At 59.3% G+C, this 19,033-nt stretch carries 13 protein-coding genes; 7 read left to right on the top strand and 6 right to left on the bottom strand.

Annotation, left to right across the window (positions count from 1 at the left end; genetic code table 11):
- Positions 1-12 precede the first annotated feature (12 nt).
- The 3 genes from ACIP1G_RS02325 to ACIP1G_RS02315 are packed head-to-tail and all read right to left on the bottom strand — an operon-like array spanning position 13 to position 8,411.
- The gene (locus tag ACIP1G_RS02325) at positions 13-5,958 is read right to left on the bottom strand and encodes a CHAT domain-containing protein (protein WP_400733306.1); all 5,946 of its coding nucleotides are present in this window, start codon (positions 5,956-5,958) and stop codon (positions 13-15) included.
- A 38-nt stretch (positions 5,959-5,996) separates the two neighbouring features.
- Entirely contained in the window at positions 5,997-6,794 is a 798-nt protein-coding gene (locus tag ACIP1G_RS02320; RefSeq protein WP_400733304.1) for a caspase family protein, read from the bottom strand.
- Between the two features lie 24 nt (positions 6,795-6,818).
- Positions 6,819-8,411 (bottom strand): hypothetical protein, encoded by a 1,593-nt coding sequence (locus ACIP1G_RS02315; protein ID WP_400733302.1) that lies wholly within the window; start codon positions 8,409-8,411, stop codon positions 6,819-6,821.
- Between the two features lie 186 nt (positions 8,412-8,597).
- Between ACIP1G_RS02315 and ACIP1G_RS02310 the strand changes: the two genes are divergently transcribed.
- From ACIP1G_RS02310 to ACIP1G_RS02300, 3 genes are read left to right on the top strand one after another with little or no spacing between them, the layout of a single operon-like run.
- Positions 8,598-9,698, top strand: a complete 1,101-nt coding sequence (locus ACIP1G_RS02310) for a toll/interleukin-1 receptor domain-containing protein (RefSeq protein WP_400733301.1) — start codon at positions 8,598-8,600, stop codon at positions 9,696-9,698.
- Positions 9,695-11,500 (top strand): hypothetical protein, encoded by a 1,806-nt coding sequence (locus ACIP1G_RS02305; RefSeq protein ID WP_400733299.1) that lies wholly within the window; start codon positions 9,695-9,697, stop codon positions 11,498-11,500. The genes ACIP1G_RS02310 and ACIP1G_RS02305 overlap by 4 nt, the downstream gene beginning before the upstream one ends.
- Positions 11,497-11,886 (top strand): hypothetical protein, encoded by a 390-nt coding sequence (locus tag ACIP1G_RS02300; RefSeq protein WP_400733296.1) that lies wholly within the window; start codon positions 11,497-11,499, stop codon positions 11,884-11,886. Before ACIP1G_RS02305 ends, ACIP1G_RS02300 begins: the two co-directional genes overlap by 4 nt.
- 128 nt (positions 11,887-12,014) lie before the next feature.
- On the opposite strand, the gene ACIP1G_RS02295 is transcribed toward ACIP1G_RS02300, so the two are convergent.
- The gene (locus ACIP1G_RS02295) at positions 12,015-12,278 is read right to left on the bottom strand and encodes a hypothetical protein (RefSeq protein ID WP_400733295.1); all 264 of its coding nucleotides are present in this window, start codon (positions 12,276-12,278) and stop codon (positions 12,015-12,017) included.
- Here ACIP1G_RS02295 and ACIP1G_RS02290 point away from each other — a divergent pair.
- The 3 genes from ACIP1G_RS02290 (at position 12,277) to ACIP1G_RS02280 (ending at position 14,436) form a co-directional block, all read left to right on the top strand.
- Entirely contained in the window at positions 12,277-12,408 is a 132-nt protein-coding gene (locus ACIP1G_RS02290; RefSeq protein ID WP_400733293.1) for a hypothetical protein, read from the top strand. The genes ACIP1G_RS02295 and ACIP1G_RS02290 overlap by 2 nt on opposite strands.
- Before the next feature lie 655 nt (positions 12,409-13,063).
- Entirely contained in the window at positions 13,064-13,354 is a 291-nt protein-coding gene (locus ACIP1G_RS02285) for a DUF1330 domain-containing protein (RefSeq protein WP_400733290.1), read from the top strand.
- A gap of 50 nt (positions 13,355-13,404) precedes the next feature.
- A complete protein-coding gene (locus ACIP1G_RS02280; RefSeq protein WP_400733288.1) occupies positions 13,405-14,436 on the top strand; it encodes an ABC transporter substrate-binding protein in 1,032 nt (343 codons plus the stop codon).
- Between the two features lie 92 nt (positions 14,437-14,528).
- Here ACIP1G_RS02280 and ACIP1G_RS02275 read toward each other — a convergent pair whose 3' ends face one another.
- Positions 14,529-14,744: a hypothetical protein gene (locus tag ACIP1G_RS02275; protein ID WP_400733287.1), complete on the bottom strand. Its 216-nt coding sequence runs from the start codon at positions 14,742-14,744 to the stop codon at positions 14,529-14,531.
- A 148-nt stretch (positions 14,745-14,892) separates the two neighbouring features.
- Between ACIP1G_RS02275 and ACIP1G_RS02270 the strand changes: the two genes are divergently transcribed.
- On the top strand, positions 14,893-15,237 hold the full coding sequence (locus ACIP1G_RS02270; RefSeq protein ID WP_400733285.1) for a hypothetical protein: 345 nt from the start codon (positions 14,893-14,895) through the stop codon (positions 15,235-15,237).
- A gap of 137 nt (positions 15,238-15,374) precedes the next feature.
- Here ACIP1G_RS02270 and ACIP1G_RS02265 read toward each other — a convergent pair whose 3' ends face one another.
- A complete protein-coding gene (locus ACIP1G_RS02265; RefSeq protein ID WP_400733283.1) occupies positions 15,375-18,929 on the bottom strand; it encodes an indolepyruvate ferredoxin oxidoreductase family protein in 3,555 nt (1,184 codons plus the stop codon).
- Positions 18,930-19,033: the final 104 nt, after the last annotated feature.

Below are 19,033 nucleotides of genomic sequence, written 5' to 3'. Positions count from 1 at the left end.
ACGAGAACAGCTTCACCGCTTTTCCTTGTGCAAGTGATCGGCCACGGTGCGTAGAGTCCTGGCTTGTTGGCTGTTGCCCTTGGCCCCGCGCAGTACCAGGAAGCTGGCCAGCAAGCGCAGCTGGCGCACCACCGAATCGAACTGCCGCACCGAAGCCCGCTGGCCCTGCAAGGCATCCCAGTACAGGTCACGGAGTGCCTCGGCCGGTTCTGTCGCGACTGCGCCCGGATGCTGCGGCAGGCTGCCGGTCAACAGCCATCCGGCCACCGCCGCATCGGCCGACATCACCGCATCGAAGAAGTCGAAGCCCTTTTGAAAACGGGTCCGCGCCGCGGCTTGGCAGCGCAACACTTCGCCCAGATCGATATGCACAACGCCCAAAAGTGCATCCAGTTGCAGGCGGTTGATCCGTCCATAGGGGTTCCATTCGGGCAAATTGGGGTCGCCCTCGCCCAGCGCGTAGGCATCACGGGCCAGGATCAAGGATGGCCGCACGGCATTCCAGGGCGTGCCTGACATTGCCAGGATCACGGCCTTGCGCTTGTGCGCACTGCCCAGGATCGCCTGGCGTTCCGGATGACCCGCGCCAATGACTTGGGCCTTGGATGCGCTATTGGGATGCTGGCTGGCCAGCGTGATCAGCGCCGTGGCTCGGGTGATGGCATCATCGATAAGTGAAAGCGCCGCTTTTTCCAGCTCCATGGCGTGCTCCGCCTGACCACCCTCGCGCAGCCCCAGGGCCTGGTCGGCCAGGTCATGGGCGCGTCGAGATTCCAGATTGACCAGTTGCTCAACCGCACGCAGGGGCACCACCGCTCGGGCGAAATCGGCGGCGATGGACTGTAGCAAGGCCCCACAAGCCGCCTCGTAGCCAGATGCCCCACATTCGCTGTACAAAAGACCCAACGCGTATTGGATTTCGGGCATCTGCGCCCAGGGTAGCGGCAGGCTGCGCAGGCGCTGAGCAATGCGCCGCGATAGGTTTTCGAAATCGAACCGCACAGCAGTTGCGCATGGCGCCAAGGCGGCCAGGCGAATGCGTTCGATCCAGTCCAGCAGTTCCTCGGGCGCGCGCAAGGGCACCTCGTTATTGATATCGCCGGGCATCAGCTTGAGCTGGAAGGATGGATCGCCATAGGCCTGGTAAGCGCCCCAGGTGTTGCAGTCGGGGTAGCCGTCGAGCACGCTCAGGCGAGCGGTGGAAATTGCCGCACCAAAACTGTCGCCATGTACGGCCATGCGCGTGAAAAAGGTTTCGGCAAAGGTCTTGGCGGCATCGTCACGCACTTCCCAACCGGCCGCGACCACACAACGCACGCCCATGTTGATCAACTCGCGAGCAAGGCTTGCGGCCAGTCGGTTATCACTCTTGGCAAACTCCTCCATCTTGGCCAGGTGACAGCAACTGAGAAACACCAAGTCAGGCACGGTCTCCATGCGGTCGACCTCGGCCGCCGTGAGCAATAGCCCATCGGAGAGCACCACGCCGCTGCGCAGGACGCCGTCGGAACCCGTCTTGGCGAATATCCCGTGGGCCGCCACCACCAACACGCGATAAGGCCGGGCGAACATGTGGGTGAATACCTCCCCGGCGTTGGCACCCGGCAGTACCGGGTAAGTGGTGTAGCCGGCGCCGTCCAGCACTTGGGTCACCACCTCGCCCTCCTTCGCCGCGCCCTCCAGATCAGGCAGGCAATCCTGGGGCGGCGTACCGTCGAGGGTCACCTTCTGACTCCAGCCCGGGCCCCCGAACTGGGTGTAATAGCCCTCGGTACTTGGGTTTGCAATGATGCATGCGCTCATGCTGTCGGTGCGCAGCACTTCCCGGCGAAAGCGCTCGGTAATGAACTGCCGGATCATGCGGGTGCGCCGAATCAGCGGCTCACCGTTGGTTTCCAGCATTTCCCATGGCAAGTTGGCGCTGCTTTGATCGACCATCAGGATCAGGTTGCGCGATTTGCGCACCGATGACTTGAACTCGATGGGCAGCAACAGCTGGAACAGAGTATTGCCAAAGAACGAGTTCTTGCGGTAAAGCGTGCAGGCCTGGCCCTTGAGCGAACTGTCGACCAGCTTCTCCACCAGCCCTGGCTGGCGCTGCTCGACCAGAGCTTCGACCCGGGCCTTGTCGCCCATGTACGAGAAGCGAAAACTTTTGACGCGCAACGCGGTGGTCCCGGCCGGATCACCGCCAGGCTTGCCGGTGTATTCGACAGGGTCGTCGCTGCTGACCGACAGGCGCGGCCAGTAATCGCTGAAGGGGCTGACGCTCAATCGCTGGCGCACCCCTTCGCCGTACAGCAACTCATCAGCCAGGTCCAGCTTGGTGTCCAGCTGCATCAGTTCAGTGGTCAGGTCCTTGTCCAGTTCGCTGACGGCATAGGCTGCCGAAATCGCCGTGTCACGGAAAACCTCGACCAATTCCAGGCGCGAGATGAACGCCAGGGTTGCGCTACGTTCGGCCGCCCCGGCGGCGAAATCGCGATTGGCCAGCAACACTCCGAGCACCACCGCCTTTACCGAGTCGCCGACGCTCAACTGCGCGGTGGAATTGGTGCCGATCAACAGGCTGGCCAGGCGCAGCGTGAGCGGCGCGCCTTGGCTGGCGGGTGCGAGCTCCCCCGCGTCCTTGCCGTAGAAATCCGAGGCATGCAGCAGATAGCGCAACACACCCGCGCGCACGGCCTGGGTCACGCCTTCGCTGGATAGCGTACCCATTTCACCCAACCCCACCACCAAAGCACCACGGCCGGTCTGGCGCAAGTGTTCCTCGCTCGAACGCGGCATCAATACCACGGTGGCATTGCCCAGTTCCCCGGAATGCAGGCCCAGGCGCTGGCGATGGTTCAGCGCACCGTTGACCAGGGTCTGATCGATGACCGCTTCGGCGCCGGAAATCGGATCGCCACGATAATGCCCGCACATCACCGGGACCTGGACAAAGCTCAGGTCCATGGCCTTGACCACGACCTGCAACACGCTGCGCTTGCGACTGCGCAGGATGCTGCTGCGGCTGCCGAGCATGCGGCTGATCAGTTCCTGGTCGGTGGGATACATGGGTGGCCCGCCCCGGTAGCTGACCAAGGGGGCGCGCTGTTCCTCACTGCGGCTGATCGGTAGACGCCCCAGTCTGTTGGGCACGCCTTTGCTCAACAGCGCCTGGATCTCACTGAAGTACTCAGGCGTGCCGGTCAGGCCGCCATGGTCGACCGGCATGAACCAGTAGCGCTCCTCGGGCAGGTTCGGTAAGCGGCCGGAACGCCAGGTCACCGAGCCATCGCCACTGCTGGTGCCGCGGATCATCAACCGTGCCGGCTTGCTGCCCTGGTCGATGATCTGCAGGCCACAGGGGGTGTTGTCGGCCTTGCCGAATACATAGGCGATACGTGTTTGATCCAGGTCGACCCAACGGGTGTCGAGCATGTCCTTCCAGAATGCCCGCGCCTGATCCAGCGCGGCCTGGTTGGGCTGCCCACCCAGGTTATCGCCGAACCAGAAGTCGTCGTTGAGCCGAGCAAGTTTTTGCCAACTGCTTCCCTGGTAAAAATCCACTTCGGCAGGGCCGGCTGTGTCTTCGAAACCGGGGGCAGGCAACAGGTGCAATGCCCCGGGGAAGCCGGCGACGACATCGAGTATTTCCTGCAGGTTGTGGGTGAAATCCACCCGTGCCAGCATGCGCACGGTATCGGATTGCCCCAGCAGGTTTTCGACGAAGGCATAGGAACCCTGGTTCGGGGTGCCGAGCATCAGCAACCGACCACCGGGTCGCGCCACCAATTCCGGCCAAAGGGTCTTGTCGGCGGCAAATGCCGCTCGCACCAACAAGCCACCCATGCTGTGGGCCAGGAGCCGGATCGGCTGATCTGGATTAGTGGTCAGCGCTTTGCGGATGACCTCGGCAAGTTCCTTGCCCAGTGCCGCGATAGGCTGACGCCAGTCATAGTCGTGGACCATGACTTGATGGCTGATCTGCAGAAATCCCACCAACTTGCCATAGGTCAACTCGACCAGGCCGTCCTTGCGCACGGTACGGCGGCTGTCGATGGCAATCCGTGGCAAGCTGCCGGTGGAAAGGCCCAGCGGGTCGAGCCAGACGCGGTTGCCGTCGGCCGCCAGATGGCTGCCGAGGATGCCCGGCAGGAAAATCAGTACCGGCCGGGCATTGGCTGCGGTTGGCGGCTCGCCACGCTCGGGTTCTACATCCGCGCCCCGGTCCTGTTCCGGCAGCGTCAGGTCTTCCTGCCAGGGCGCACGTCCCTGCGGCACAGGGTCGAGCAGCCAGGTTCCCAGGGCACTGGGCAGCGGCAGGTTCTGGTACTTCACGTCATCACGGAAGTAGCGGAAATGGTTGACCTGGCTGCTGTGCACGAAAATCGCCCGGGACTGCTCGACCCGGGTGAGGATGCCGCCGTACATGGATTCAGTATCCACCACCAGGTCGTTACGCGCCCGGTCGAAAAACGCCCAGTCCACGAACATGACCCCGACCCGCTGCAAAACACCGGCGCCACTGGCTTCGATGTCGCCGGCGATCACCGCCATCTTCACCGAAGGTGACACCCGCGCCTTGCCGAGCAACATGCTCATCGGCGCTTCGGGCAGCATGGCCTCGATGCCGGGCACCGTTTGGGGCTCCAGGCGTTTTTCGGCGATTTCCAGGACGATACGGCTGAGAAACTTCAGCCCGCTGTCGGCCAGCTCCTTGGCCTTGGCCCCGGCCACCGGAGTTGCCACCAGGCCGGCGGCGGCACCAATGCTCCAGGCGCCAAACTTACGCACCAACCCCAGCAGGCAGGACAGAAACACATCCAGGTTATCCGAAAGCAGAGAAGTCCCACGGGCCGGTGCCGCCACCCGCACATAGCGCCCTACTTGGAGGTTTTTCTGCTTGAGCAAATCGACCAGCTGGCGCAACTTGAGCTGCTCCTGAGCGGCGAACTGCTCGCGCTCGACGGCCAAGGCTGGGTTTTTGCGCTCGCGCTCGGCCTCATCGGGCCTGGGGTAGCTGCGGTAGCGTTCGATCAGCTCACCCAACCCTTTGTCGGTCGGGTCCAGGCACAGCAGGTCACCCACCAGCCCGCCACGCGAGTGGGTCACTACGTTGAGACGAGTGCCGGGCGCCAGGCTGGTAACCAGGGCTAGGGCGTTGTCGATCGGGCTTTCAGAAAAGGTCCGGTGCTCGAAACCGAATATGCGCTGGCCAAAGGTATTTTGCAGGGCACGCCAGGCGCCGGTACCGGGCAAGTCGCCAAAGCTGCCCAGGGTGTGCGAACCGGTACCGTGAATGAACACCAGCAGCGGCCCGGCCTGAGCGGCTTCGGCCAGGCGTGGGTCTTGCGCTGCATGCAGGTCCTGGTCCTTGAGCAGCCCGCCATCCCAGCGATACAGCCCGGGCTCGCCGGCCAGGCTACGCTCGATCACCGCCATCAGGGTCTTGGCGCTTCTGCGTGCAGCCCAATCGATGATCGGGGTGCCAATCACCCCGGTGATCTGCTCGCGGGCCTCGGCGGTGATTGCATCGTCGCTCAGCGCCAGTTCGCTGATCTGCTGCCAGACCCAGCCCAGGGCGCCGCGATTGACATCCGCCCTGTCGCGCAAGCCGGCAAAATCCACCGCACCAGCGGTGTCGATCAGCTCCGGGCGGGTGCGCCGCAGTTGCTCAATCAGAGTGTCGGTGCGGATGAAAATCGTGGTCCCGTCGGTCGCCTCCAGCGCCAGCAGGCTCTTATTGCTTGCCAGCACTTCGGCATGGGGAGCATCGCCGCTGCGGCTGGCCGGCGCCAACTGCCAGGTGCGCTTCACTTGCACATTGTCCAGCAAGCCGACGCCGGCCCCACCCGGCCCGCGACTGCCGGGCACGGTCAAAGCCTGGGGGATGGGCCCGCCAGCAGTCGCGGCATGCAACAGCGGCAGTTTCAACGCCGGTGTCGGCGGGCTTTGCTCATCGATAGGTTTCATTCCCGCATCCTCCACGGCAATGGGTTCGGCACGCGGCTTCAGGTCAGGATTTGCCAGTGACGCGCCGTGCGGCTGCCGAACAGCTGTGGATCTTGCGGCAATTGGTTAGTGGGCAGGTAAGCCGGACTGATCGCGTTGATCCAGTCCTGATAGCTGGCCGTGGCATCGAGAGTGGCCAGGGTTTTCAAGGCGTAAAAGGTGAAGGCGCCGTTGGCGCGGTTGTTGAAACGAGTGTCCCAGCTCAACTGGCTGTCAGTGCAACCGGCCAGCAACAGGTCGCCACCGCTGAGCACCAGGCCGCCCAACAGGTGTTTGGGTCGCTGCACGACGTTACCCAATTGGTCGGCGGGCATCCATACCTGGGGTGGTAAAAAGCGCGCACGGGGCAGACCGGGGTCCAACTCGCTGTTGTCGCCACGGGTCACCGACCCGGAATGACAACTGTCGCTAATCAACAGGATGCGCACGCCCCGCGCACGCTGGTTGAAGATCGCCTCGATTTCGTCATCGAGCAGAGCCTGCGCCTGGCCGATGTCCCAGGGGCACAAGGCTTCATCGCGCCCGTCGGGCTCGTCCCCGCTAAGGTCAGGAACCCAAGTGCCATGCCCCGAGTAGGTGAACACCACCAAGCCACCCTCCTCAGCCTCGGCAATGGTTTGCGCCATGTTGGTGACCATGGCCAGTTTGGTGGCGGCGGCATCGATCAATGTCTTGACGACAAAGCCGCGACTGTCCAGGGCCTGCGCCCAGTCATGGGCATCGTTGACACAGCCCTGGAGATCATTCTCGGTGCCCGGGTAGTCATTGATGCCGATGCACAGCGCGAGCTTGTCCATGGGGAACTCCTGGGACGCCAAGTGTCAGGGATGGCGCCAAAAGGCAAAAGCCTGGTAATGATCGTCCAGCCACCAGGCCGAGCGGCTCACGGTGTACTTGCGGTTCTTGCCACTGGCCATGGACTGCACCGGCCGCGTCACCCGACCGGCAGCGTCATGCCGGGCCTGGAACTCGTCCTGCTGCGGTACCACCAGAGCGATCTGGCCGGCCAGGTTTGGGTCGTTGCGCCTGGCCACGAGCAGGCAGACTTCTCCGGCGTCGGCGGCGGCCTGCAAGGTGGTCAGGTCAACCTCGCGATACCAGCCGAACTGAGGCCCATGGTCTTCCAGCCAATCGTGTAGAGCGTTCGCGTTGAGTTCGCGCACGCTCTGGCTAAAAGCTACCGGCACGAGGTCACCACGGGCGATGCCCAGCAAGGCGCGCTCGGTCCACCATACCCGTGGCAGGTAGGCGCCAGCCAGGTTGCAATAGTCGTAGGCATAGATGTCACAACAGGTGCTGCCAGCAGTGGCTTTGTAACGGCGATGGGCGGCTGCGGCACAGTCCAGATAATCGATGATTTTCAGCAATTGAGCCGCCCGGGCCGCGGGTTTGCTCGCCGTACGGTGTGGGCGGCGGCCTTCGCCCAATGGATAGGCCCTGCCCGTTTCAGCTGCCCGGGTGATGGCCTTGAGGTTCTGCTGCAAATGCACTGCCGGCAATGTCAGCTCTGGCAGTGGCGCTTCTACCGGGTCGAACGCGCCCCGGGAAATCGCCAGTGGCGCCAGATACCGTTCGGCCACAAACCCTTCGCGCACCGTCTGGCTGATCGGCACTCGCACCTGCACCCAGCCATCGGCGAATTGGCTGACGATCTGGACCTTGCAACCTTGGTGAAGTGTGGCCATCCAGGTAGTCGGTGCCACACGTGGGGCCGAACGCAAGTTCAATTGCAAAGGCACCACCTGGTGGCCCGGCTTGAAATCCGAGCTTTCCATAACGGCCGGGGTGCTCAGCCCCTCGGGCTCGTCGCGCAAGGCTGCCTTGGCCTTTTCCAGCAGTAGGCGGCGTTCGTCGAAGCCTTTGAGCCCGCCATTGATGGCTTCGGTGATGCGCCGGATATCGTCGGTATCGGCCAACCTGTTCAGGTGGTGGGTGTCCCAGAAATACACCGCCGATTGCGCGGCGAATTGCTGGGCGACGCGCTCGGGCGCGACCACCACATCTTCCTCAAGCCAGCTTGAAAACGCCTTGTAGTTGGACTTGCCCGTAAGTTGCATCAGCCCCCGACCGCGGTAGCGGTAGCCATCGCCGCTGGCCTCGTTGCCGTTGCCCATGCGCGAGGCATAGACGTGGTTGCCGATCATCATCGGCTTGCGCGCGTAGGTCTGGGCCATGGTTCGGGATGGGAAGTACTTGCCGAACACGTTGAGCAAGCCGTCGACCGAGTAGTTCATGTTCTCTTCTACATGCTTGAAGTGCCCGGACTCGTGGACCACCTGGGCAAGAAAATGGGCGATGCGTAACCGGGATTCGATGCCGTACCTGGCCATGGCCGCACTGAGCGGCTCCAGGTACCTGTCTACGTCGGCGCTGCTGACGCCGAGTTTGCCGAGCACATCCCCAGAGAGTTTCATGGTGGGCGCCTCAAAGACAAACATGCTCCAACAATTTAAGTTGATGCAAACCGGTATTTCAAGGGCCTCGCCTAGTGCAGCAGTTCAGGATAGCTGTACTAGACTTAAGATGCGCTTTTTCCAGTTGCATGCCGACAGTCGGGGACTGCCTCCCCGCCGCTCGACCCTTACCGGGAGGGGAATGGTATGGCCCATGTTGGATTTCCGTTCGCACATGATCTATTTGTCAGCTATAGCCACGGAAGCGATCGAGCCGGTAAAACCTATTTCCAATCGTGGTCGGCCGGTTTTGTAGAGGCCCTCAAAGATGAGCTGAAAATAGATCGTAAACTGCGCGATACACTGGATGTCTTTCTCGACACCGATCATCGCCCCGGCCTGGGTGTTGATCCAATGTCTGCATTGACCGATCAATTGGAGGATAATATCCGCGATTCCGCGCTGTTGATGGTTCTGATGTCCGAAGACTACTTGGCTTCGAGTTGGTGCACTAAAGAGCGCGAATGGTGGTACACCCAGCAGGAGAAACACGGTCTGCCAGTTGATGGCAGAATCGCAGTAGTGAACATCCTTCCTACCCGGGAACCCTGGCCCGCAGAATTCTTGGACAAAGGTAATAACCGATTACCAGGTTTTACCTTCCATCAAAAAATCGCTGACACCGATCGTCCCATTGGTTGGATTGGACCTGGTGAAGGCTTTAAATCCCAGTCCCCATTAGAGTTATTGAGCATTGTCAGCCAACTCATCCCAAGGCTCAATGAACTCAAAGCGCTGTTGAAAGAGCGTGAAAGCACGAAGGAGGATGCCACGCGATTAACCGCCCCGAGTAACAGGACCCTCTATCTTCACGGCCGAGCCGACCAGATCAAAATATGGGATAAAGCCGGACTCGCTTTAACCGATAGCGGGTATAGCGTAGTGCCGGGTGAACCTGATGCAATCAAATGCGATCCGCAAGACATAAACAAAGTACGTGAACAACGTGTGGAGCTCTTGAGTACCTGCGATGCACTGCTGCTCTTGGGCACTGCCGACGGTCGTGCGCTCGATGCCGACCTGGTTGTCGTGGGTAAGCATGACCGCCAGTCAGCGCGCGCGCGCTCGAATCGTCTATTGCCGTGCGGCTTGCTCAATACCGTGGGCAGCACAATTGCGACGCCGGTTCGCAACGCAACGGCTCGAATTTTTCAAGCGGATTGGATTGACGGGACAGAGGAAAATTGGACGCCACGCGTAGGTCAATGGCTGAAAGAAAAAAGTGCACAGCTGGAACCTCGGCCATGAACGCAGACATTGAGATGCCCCTGGAGGAAATATTCAACGTCGGTCTGCCACCTCGCCCTTACCCCGGGTTGCGCCCCTTCGAGAAGAAAGAATGGCCAATTTTTTTTGGTCGTGAACGCATGGCCGATGCCATCGTCAAGGTGCTCGTTGATAAACACGTGCTGGTTGTCCATGGGGATTCTGGCTGTGGTAAAAGCTCGATAGTCCGGGCGGCGGTATTACCAAGGCTGGAACAGGAAAATGCAAGAGCCGGCCTGCGTTGGCGAACTTGCACCGCACTCCCCCGTGAAACACCCCTGCTCAACATCGCCGAGGCATTGGCGGACCTGGATGGAACAGACCCGAATGCTCAACGGACCATCGAATTAAGACGTGCACTTAACTTTGGTCAAGACGCACCCGCCGCAATTGCCCGGATCCTCGGGGCTGACCCCAGCAATAATATATGCATCCTCATCGACCAGTTTGAAGAGCTTTTCAGCCACGCCCGCCGCCATGGTCCGGAGGAAGCAAAACTTCTAACCCAATTTTTAATTGCAGCGCATTTGCAGCCTCAACCGGGGTTATACATAGTGTTGACCATGCGCTCGGAGTTCTTGGGGGCTTGCGCTCATTACAGCGGCTTCGCCGAAGTGGTGAATTCCACCCAGTACTTATTACCACGCATGGAGCATTGCGATTTGATTCGGGCCATTTGCGAGCCCGCGAAGTTGTACAACGGTACGACCAGTCGTGAATTGGCTGAACGCTTGATCATTGATTCAGGCGGTAGCCAGGACCAACTACCACTTATCCAGCACGGCTTGATGCTGCTGCATAGATTGAATGTGCCTGATGCCGGAAAACCCCCTCTGGAATTTCCGAGTTGGTACTTGGGTCTGGAGCATTATAACCAAGAGCATCGACTCGCCGGGCTGTTGTCCGGCCATGCGGATGAAGTGTTTGCCCATACTCAGAGAGATCTTGGCAGCCATATCGTAGAAGACCTGTTCAGAGCACTCACCGACATTAATGCCGAAGGGCAGGCCATTCGCAGGCCGCAGACACTCAGACAGCTAGTAGCCGTGACAGGCACAGATGAGCAAAAAATGCGAACAACTCTGGATGCATTTCGTGCCGATGGCGTATCCTTTTTAACGCCCCATGACCCCTCCCCTTTGGACGATGATGAACTGATAGATATCAGTCATGAAGCATTGATCCGCTGCTGGCACAAAATAGCAGACCCTGTACAGGGATGGCTGTTCAAGGAATTCATGGATGGATTGATATGGCGCACCTTATTAGTGGAAGCTGATAGTTTTGAGCGAAATCCAGGCAATGTCATCGCATCCGACATTACCGATGAACGTGTTCTTTGGTTACCGCGCCATAACAAGATTTGGGCAGAACGCTACGGCAAGGGATGGGATCGGGTAAAGCGTTTGTTAGATGCCAGCGCCGAGGCACGCGATCGCCTCAGGGAACAGAAAGCCGCTCAGGACCGTCAAAAGGTGCGATCTAAAACTATCAAATACAGTTCAGCCGCTGCCATTGTCGCAATAATGGCAGGTGGATATGCCTTCTATTTCATGAAAGAACTCTCAACGGCTAACGTAGCACTTGAAGCAAGCACCCAGCAGCTTGAAACGACAACCAAACAGTTGGAAACTTCCGACGAAAAATTGAACGCTACCTATAACAACATCGATCTCACCTTTGAAAGTGCTTTGAAAAAAAACCCAACCCTCGAAAAGCCACTTCAAGAAATCAAGGAAAAACTGCAATTTCAACGCAATAACGACAGGACTAAAGTAGAATGAGCCTACGCCAACGCTACCGGCACAAACCCGATCAATACATCACCGCCGTGCGCCTGGACCTTGACACCCCGGGCTTTGCCTACCGCAAATGGGGCGCCGAACAATTCTGTAAACCCGGCGACTGGCTGGTGAACAACGCCGGTGAAACCTATACCGTCGACGCCGAAGTGTTCCCCAGGACCTACCGCCAATTGGCGCCTGGCATGTACATCAAGAGCACGCCGGTGTGGGCCGAAATCGCCCGCGAAGGCGGCAGCGTACAGACAAAGGAAGGCCAATCGCATTACCAGGCCGGCGACTACGTGGTATTCAACGACGAAAAAGGGCTCGATGGCTACTGCATCAAGGCCGAGCGTTTCAATGCCATGTATGAGCTGGATGTATGACGGGTTGGATGAGGCTTGGTACGTGGCAACACCTTGATCCAGGTACGATCATCCATCCAGGGTCGCCTCCCCACCTCAATTACAAAAAGTACCCCATCAGGCCGGGTGCTCGGCGATAGCGCCTCCCGCTACAAGACGAACACAATCCGGCTCGAAGAATGGGTTAGCCAAGCAGCCTCGGCCTGCTTCAGGGGTATGGCGTTTGCCTCCACCTTCATGTTGCCAGGTCTGACAGCTTCCAACAGTCGCCCCACCACTTTGACCAGTTCCTCAGTGGCGATACTGCCCAGTCCGCTGCCAGTCATTTCCAGGCCGGTGCTACGCAATACCTCCGGGTTCATAGGCAAGGTCGCTCCAGCAATCGCGCCGATGTTGACGAAGCGCAGCGGCATGGCATTCGACAATCGCCAGGGCGGCCAGGACCGCACCAAGCGTTTTCACCTTGATGTGCTGCGGCAGTTCACCCAGTTCGCTCACCCCGCCGTAGAGGTAGAAGTACGGACGCACCAGCGCGGCCTGTAACCCGGCTTCGGCGAAGAAACGGTGATACTTACCGGACAGGTCACGGCAGGTACCCGGCGCGGGCATAGATTACGGCAGGCCCGGCCTCTTCGCGGGTAAACCCGCTCCTACAACGGCCTGTGCCGGACCACCGATGTGTGTGCACCACCGGCCTGTACCGAACCACCGATGTGCATGCGCCAAAAATCAATGTAGGAGCGGGTTCATCGAGGCGTCGAACAGCCGCGAATGCGGTGGCGGTTGCGCCGGTGAATGGCCAGGGATATTGGGTGGCAGGAGTAACTGGCCCGAAACAGATGTGGGAGCGGCCTTGTGCCGCGAAGCGCCGCGCGGGCGGCGCTCGATCGAATAGGCGCTGAAAATCTTCAGGCAAACACATCAGCCACCACAGTAGGTGCCGAAGGCTTTCGCCATGGTCTATGCGCACTCGCATCGCTGATTGGTAGCCTGAGTCTACATCTGCGACAAGAGCAGGAAAGATCCAATCATGGGTTTATCCAAGGCGCCAATCTCTCGGAACATAATCTCCCGCAATGATGCGTTCCCCAGCATTCTGAAAAACGTCCTTCACGTTATAGAGATCGCTTGAGTACCAAGCGAACAATCTACCGCAGCCCTCTTCGGTTGAGGGCGTACAATTCGGGGAGCGCTATACATGAAGGGTTATTGGTTGATCTTGGGTGAAGAGATCACGAGCACTGAGGCTCAAGAGCAATACGCACGTCTGTGGCGACCTATCGCCGAACAATACAGGGCAGTCCTGAAACCACTGGATGTTTCCGCGCTGAAAGAGGCCGGTAACGCTCGCCGCCTACTCGCAGTCGAGTTCGACTCACTCGCCACAGCGCATGCCTGCTACAACGATCCAGCCTACGCAGAAGCCCTGGCTTACGCTGTACGCGCATCCCGCCGGCAGCTTCTGATCATCGAGGGCAACCTCGCCTGACGGCCTTCTCCACCTACCGCATTCACAATCAATAACAAGGAAGAACGCGTATGGAAAAGCAACTGACTGCTCTCGCCCTCGCCTTGGCGCTCAGCTCGACAGCCAACGCCACCGAGCTGACCGTCATCTCGTATGGCGGGGTCAGCAAGACCGTCCAGACCGAGGTGTTCTACCAGCCATTTGAAGCCGCTCACCAAGCCAAACTCATCGCGGGTGAATACAACGGCGAAATGGCCCGGATCAAGGCGATGGTCGACACCAACAGCGTCAACTGGGATGTCGTCCAGGTCGAATCGGACAAGCTTGTTCGTGGGTGTGATGAAGGGCTGTTCGAACCGCTGGATACGCAGCGGATCGGCAAGGTTGCTGATTTCGTCCCTGGGACACTCTCGGAATGCGGTGCCGGATTGTTGGTCTGGTCGATGACCATGGCCTACAACGCCGACGCGCTCACGGACGCACCTCAAGGATGGGCGGACTTCTGGAACGTGACCAAGTATCCAGGGAAGCGCGCCCTGCAGCGTGGAGCTAAATTCACCCTTGAAGCAGCACTGCTTGCCGATGGCGTACCTCAAGAGCAGGTATACAAAGTACTGGCTACGCCGGAAGGCGTTGACCGGGCGTTCAGCAAGCTGGATGAACTCAAACCCAATATCCAGTGGTGGGAAGCCGGAGCGCAGCCGATGCAATACCTGGCCGCGAAAGATGTTGTCATGACCACTGCGTTCAATGGCCGCATCTTCGCCGCAGAGCAGTCTGGCGCTCACATCAAACCGGTCTGGGGCGGGAGCATTCATGCGATTGATTACTGGGCGATCCCTCGCGGCAGCAAGAACAAGGAGCTTGCGGAGGAATTCATTGCCTCGACCCTCACGCCAGAGGCTCAAAAGCTCCACTCTACGAAACTCGGGTATGGGTCAGTTAACCTGCACACTGCGGAGTTGCTCGACAAAGGCATCGCTGCTCAGCTGAACATGGCCCCTCAGAACATCAAGCAGTCGCTGGCCTTCGACAATGAGTTCTGGATTGACCATGGCGAAGAGCTGGAGGCGCGCTTCAACGCTTGGGTGGCGAGAGGTTGAGCTCGGGGGCGCGGTGAAAAGCCCGCGCGAAGCTACTGTTCAAGGAGCTCAGCCTTAACCGGAGACTCGTTAGCTTGAAGAGATCAAGCTAGTTAACCGCATCTGCCCATAGGAACAACGGTTTGTGGGTACTCGCGGGTGCCTTGCCGTTCGGCGTCGGATGCGCCCCGTTCCTGTTTCGTGTTGATCGTCGTGTCTGCATGTGGTACTTGAAGCTCGCGCTCGCGGCCTATGTTCTTCAGCTTTACGTTGATTGCGAACACCTCGACCGGCTCTGCGCCGAAGTGCGGATGAGTAATTGTCGTCACGCGGTATCCCTTCCAAGGCAGAGATAAGCGGCGCGCTTCATCGCCGTGAGTGCGCTCAAGTAGATTTCAAATGTAAGGACACGAGCATGACCAACACCAAACTCCTTCTGCCCTTGTTGGCGGCCGTGACCCTGGCAGGTTCGAGGGGTTGCCGCGTGTCGATGGCAGTGGAAATATCAGCATCAATGTGCGCTTCCTGGGAGTTGGCCTGGGGCAGCCGGTGGCGCTGGCGACCACGCCCGCGCGGACGCCGGTGACCATGGATGACGCCACGTTCGCCTTCGGCATGCGCAATCGCGCAGCCCAGGACAAGACAGAGGTCGGGCAGTCGATCGTATGTGATGGCGTACTCGCGTACAGCAAGGCCCTCGATAAAGGGCGGCGGCCGGCGAATATCCCGACGAGTGAATATTCCCGGTATGAGGTGCGCTTCACGGTGGCGTCGCTGGGCTGCCACGACAGCACCCGCCGATTCCAGGCGGCTTCGCGCTAGGGTGCCAGGGCCGCTTCGCGGCCAATTGCAGGTCGCGCACTAAGGTGTCGTCCCAACGGAGCCTTCGCAAGAAGGCTCTGGTCTCATCGCGTTCATAACGGATTTCGGCGTGTAGCCCGAAGTTTCCGCTCCGGTGCTTAAAGCAGAACGGTTGGAATCCGTCTGCTTTGGGGGCTGGCGTTATAGAACTGATCGTCTTTCGCTCGCCATTGCTGCAGCAGGTGGCCGAGGTTGTGCCTGGCACTGGCAAGGTAACGATCTTTGACAGCGCCATAGCCTCGCACAGCATCCGGAATGGACGCCATGGCCACCGCCAACTCACGGTTATTGACGTCAAGCCCAGTCAACAACTCATCCATCAACAGCTCGTACTCGCGCAGCCAGCCCAATTCAACCTTTCGTTCATGTGTGTACGCAAAGGGATCAAGCCAGGTATTTCTGACGAATTTCATCCGTGCGAGCAGTCGGAATCCTTTGAGCATCCAGGGGCCGTAGCACGACTTGCGGATCGTGTCGCCGGCGCCTCGTCTGTTGAGCACAGGCGGCGCGAGGTGAAATCGAACCTTGTAATCGCCTTCAAAATTCTCGGTCAATTGCGTCATAAACGTCTGATCGCTGAAGAGCCTCGCAACTTCGTATTCATCCTTGATCGCCAGTACCTTGAAGTAGAAGCGTGCGACCGCCTCGGTCAGCGCTCCAGCTTGGCCATACAGCTTGGTCTCTGCCTGAGCAAAGGTGTTCACCCGCATCTCATACCGACGGGCAAGTGCACTGTTCTGGTATCGGGACAATTGTTCTACCCGGTGACGAATCACTTCGTTCAGCGTTGAACTGTGTGCTTTGCGCGTCGCTTTACTGCTGAGTTTGGCTTCTACTCGGCTGATGTCGACTGCGGCGCGCCGCCCCCAGAGGAAGGCCTCTTTGTTGAACGCAACCGCTGTGCCATTCAGCTCGATGGCTTGCAGAAGTGAGGCTTCGCTGACCGGCAACAAGCCTTTCTGGCAGGCATAGCCAAGCATGAAGGTATTGGTTGCAATCGAATCCCCCATCAAGGCGGTGGCCATCTTCGACCCCGCCAGGATCGATGCATTTTCCTGACCTACGGCCTCCAGAATCTGGGCGGTCATTTCTTCTGTCCGGAACGAAAGGTCAGGGTTGCTGGTCAGGTCACCGCTTTCAGCTTGAGCTGCGTAGCGGCGCACAAAGGCGCTCGTGAGGCTTTCCTCACTGTTGATGATTACCTGGGTGACCCCATGGCGCAATTTGGACAGGGTTTCCGCGTTCGCGCTCACCACCAGATCACAACCCAGCAGCAGGCTGGTTTCACCCTCAGCAATGCGCGGCGCATGGAGGTCTTCTTGCGTGCGTGCGATTCGAACATGCGACCAGACCGCTCCACCTTTTTGAGCCATGCCCGCCATGTCCAGGCTGAGCGCACCTTTACCTTCCAGGAAGGCCGCCATGCTGAGCAGTGCGCCAATGGTAACGACACCCGTCCCCCCTACCCCGGTTATCAAAATGCTGTATGGCTGAATGACAGACGCAACGATGGGCTCAGGAAGCATCCATTGCTCATCTGTGTCACGCCCCAATGCTTTGGGCTTCTTGATTGAACCGCCTTCGATCGTCACGAAGCTGGGACAGAAGCCATCAAGGCAGGTGAAGTCCTTGTTGCAGGAAGACTGATCGATTTGGCGCTTGCTGCCAAACTCGGTGTCGACATTCGTGACCGACATGCAGTTGGATTTGCTGCTGCAGTCACCGCAGCCCTCACAAACCGCCTCGTTGATGAATACGCGGCGGGCAGGATCGGCGAATTTTCCACGCTTGCGCCTGCGGCGCTTCTCTGCCGCACAGGTCTGGTCGTAGATAATCGCAGATACGCCCTTGTACTCCCGTAATTCACGCTGAACTTCATCCATTTTTTCCCGACGAAGGACAGGTACTCCCGCTGCAAGATCAACAACACCCGCATAACGCTGAGTATCTTCGGTCACCACGACAATTTTGCCTACGCCCTCAGCTGCAAGCTGGCGAGATATCTGCGGCACGGTGATGACACCATCAACCGGCTGCCCGCCGGTCATCGCCACGGCATCGTTGTAGAGGATCTTGTAGGTAATCGGCACATTCGCCGCAACGGCAGCCCGGATAGCCAGAAGCCCGGAATGGAAGTAAGTGCCATCACCCAGGTTAGCGAAGACATGCTGGGTGTCAGTAAACGGCGCCTGACCAATCCAGGCCACGCCTTCACCACCCATCTGGCTAAAGGTTTTGGTTTCAGGATAAATCCAGGCGGCCATGTAGTGGCAGCCGATACCAGCCAGCGCCCTGCTCCCTTCAGGCACCTTGGTGGAACTGTTATGCGGACATCCGGAGCAATAGTGCGGGACCCGATCCATCAATGTCGCAACGTTGTGTTGGGCCGAAAGTTGCGCCTCCAGTACCGCCAGCGCTACCTGCAGTTCGCCCAGGGGCTTGTACTGAACGATGCGTTTGGCGATTGCCCGAGCAATCTGCGCGGGGGTGAGGTCGCTGGTTGCTGGCAACAGCCAGTCTGTATGCGGTCGCGCCCATTCTCCTTTGTCGTCGAACTTGCCAACGATGCGGGGTCGCACGTCTTCGCGCCAGTTGTAGAGCTCTTCCTTGAGTTGGTACTCGAGCATGTGCCGCTTTTCTTCGACCACAATGATCTCATCGAGCCCTTCAGCGAATTGCCTTACGCCTTCCGCATCAAGTGGCCAGACCATGCCTACCTTGTACACCCGTAAGCCAACCTGGGCGGCCCGGACCTCATCGATGCCCAAAATCTTCAGGGCCTGGCAAACGTCGAGGTAGGATTTTCCTGAGGTGACGATGCCGATCCGCGCGTCCTTCGCATCCATTACCACCCTGTCCAGACCATTGGCACGTGCGTAGGCGGCGGCTGCATAGAGCTTGTGTTCGAGCAAACGCTTTTCCTGAGCCAAAGGCGGGTCAGGCCATCGGATGTTCAGCCCGCCTTCAGGTACCGGGAAATCGGGTATGACCGGGTTTACCCGCTCCATGCCGATATCGACAATGGCGCCACTTTCCACGGTATCAGCGACAGCCTTCATGGCAACCCAGCATCCTGAGTACCTCGACATGGCAAATCCATGCAGACCGTAGTCCAGATACTCCTGGACACCCGACGGCGCCAGTACCGGCATCATCACCGCTTTGAAAATGTGCTCGGTCTGGTGGGGAAGCGAAGAGGAGCGAGCGCCATGATCGTCACCGGCGATGGCAAGCACGCCACCAAAGCGCGAGGTTCCGGCTGCATTGGCGTGGCGGAACACGTCACCGCACCGATCGACCCCGGGGCCCTTGCCGTACCAGATGCCAAAGACGCCATCGTAGGTCGCGCCCTCGAACATATTGACCTGCTGCGTGCCCCACACCGATGTCGCGGCCAGGTCTTCGTTCAGCCCAGGATGAAACTTGATGTGCCGGGATTTCAGATGGTCCCGAGCCTTCCACAGCGCCTGGTCGAAACCACCGAGTGGCGAGCCACGGTAGCCCGTGACAAAGCCAGCCGTGTTCAGCCCGGCAGCCTGGTCTTTCTGGCGCTGCATCATTGGCAATCGGACCAACGCCTGGATGCCGGACATCAACACTTTGCCGGTCTCCAGGGTGTACTTGTCGTCCAGCGAGGGAACAGGTGCGCTCACGGTGAATCCTCCAGTCTTGTTATCCGATGCAGTCGTGGCGAGGAGGCGCTGCCCGGTTTTGGCTGGAGTCTATGAAGCGTGTCGGGTATCGTAAATTTATAAAA

It is taken from the genome of Pseudomonas sp. NPDC089392, from assembly GCF_044749595.1.
GTDB lineage: Bacteria > Pseudomonadota > Gammaproteobacteria > Pseudomonadales > Pseudomonadaceae > Aquipseudomonas.
The sequence above is the reverse complement of the archived record's forward strand: the minus strand, read 5'-3'. Positions and strand labels throughout refer to the sequence as shown.

Bases quoted from the DNA above. Each gene is read 5' to 3' on its own strand.
- ACIP1G_RS02280 (WP_400733288.1), top strand. From the start codon at position 13,405: ATGGAAAAGCAACTGACTGCTCTCGCCCTCGCCTTGGCGCTCAGCTCG.
- ACIP1G_RS02285 (WP_400733290.1), top strand. From the start codon at position 13,064: ATGAAGGGTTATTGGTTGATCTTGGGTGAAGAGATCACGAGCACTGAG.
- ACIP1G_RS02320 (WP_400733304.1), bottom strand. From the start codon at position 6,794: ATGGACAAGCTCGCGCTGTGCATCGGCATCAATGACTACCCGGGCACC.
- ACIP1G_RS02325 (WP_400733306.1), bottom strand. From the start codon at position 5,958: ATGAAACCTATCGATGAGCAAAGCCCGCCGACACCGGCGTTGAAACTG.
- ACIP1G_RS02310 (WP_400733301.1), top strand. From the start codon at position 8,598: ATGGCCCATGTTGGATTTCCGTTCGCACATGATCTATTTGTCAGCTAT.
- ACIP1G_RS02290 (WP_400733293.1), top strand. From the start codon at position 12,277: ATGGCATTCGACAATCGCCAGGGCGGCCAGGACCGCACCAAGCGTTTT.
- ACIP1G_RS02315 (WP_400733302.1), bottom strand. From the start codon at position 8,411: ATGAAACTCTCTGGGGATGTGCTCGGCAAACTCGGCGTCAGCAGCGCC.
- ACIP1G_RS02300 (WP_400733296.1), top strand. From the start codon at position 11,497: ATGAGCCTACGCCAACGCTACCGGCACAAACCCGATCAATACATCACC.
- ACIP1G_RS02305 (WP_400733299.1), top strand. From the start codon at position 9,695: ATGAACGCAGACATTGAGATGCCCCTGGAGGAAATATTCAACGTCGGT.
- ACIP1G_RS02295 (WP_400733295.1), bottom strand. From the start codon at position 12,278: ATGCCGCTGCGCTTCGTCAACATCGGCGCGATTGCTGGAGCGACCTTG.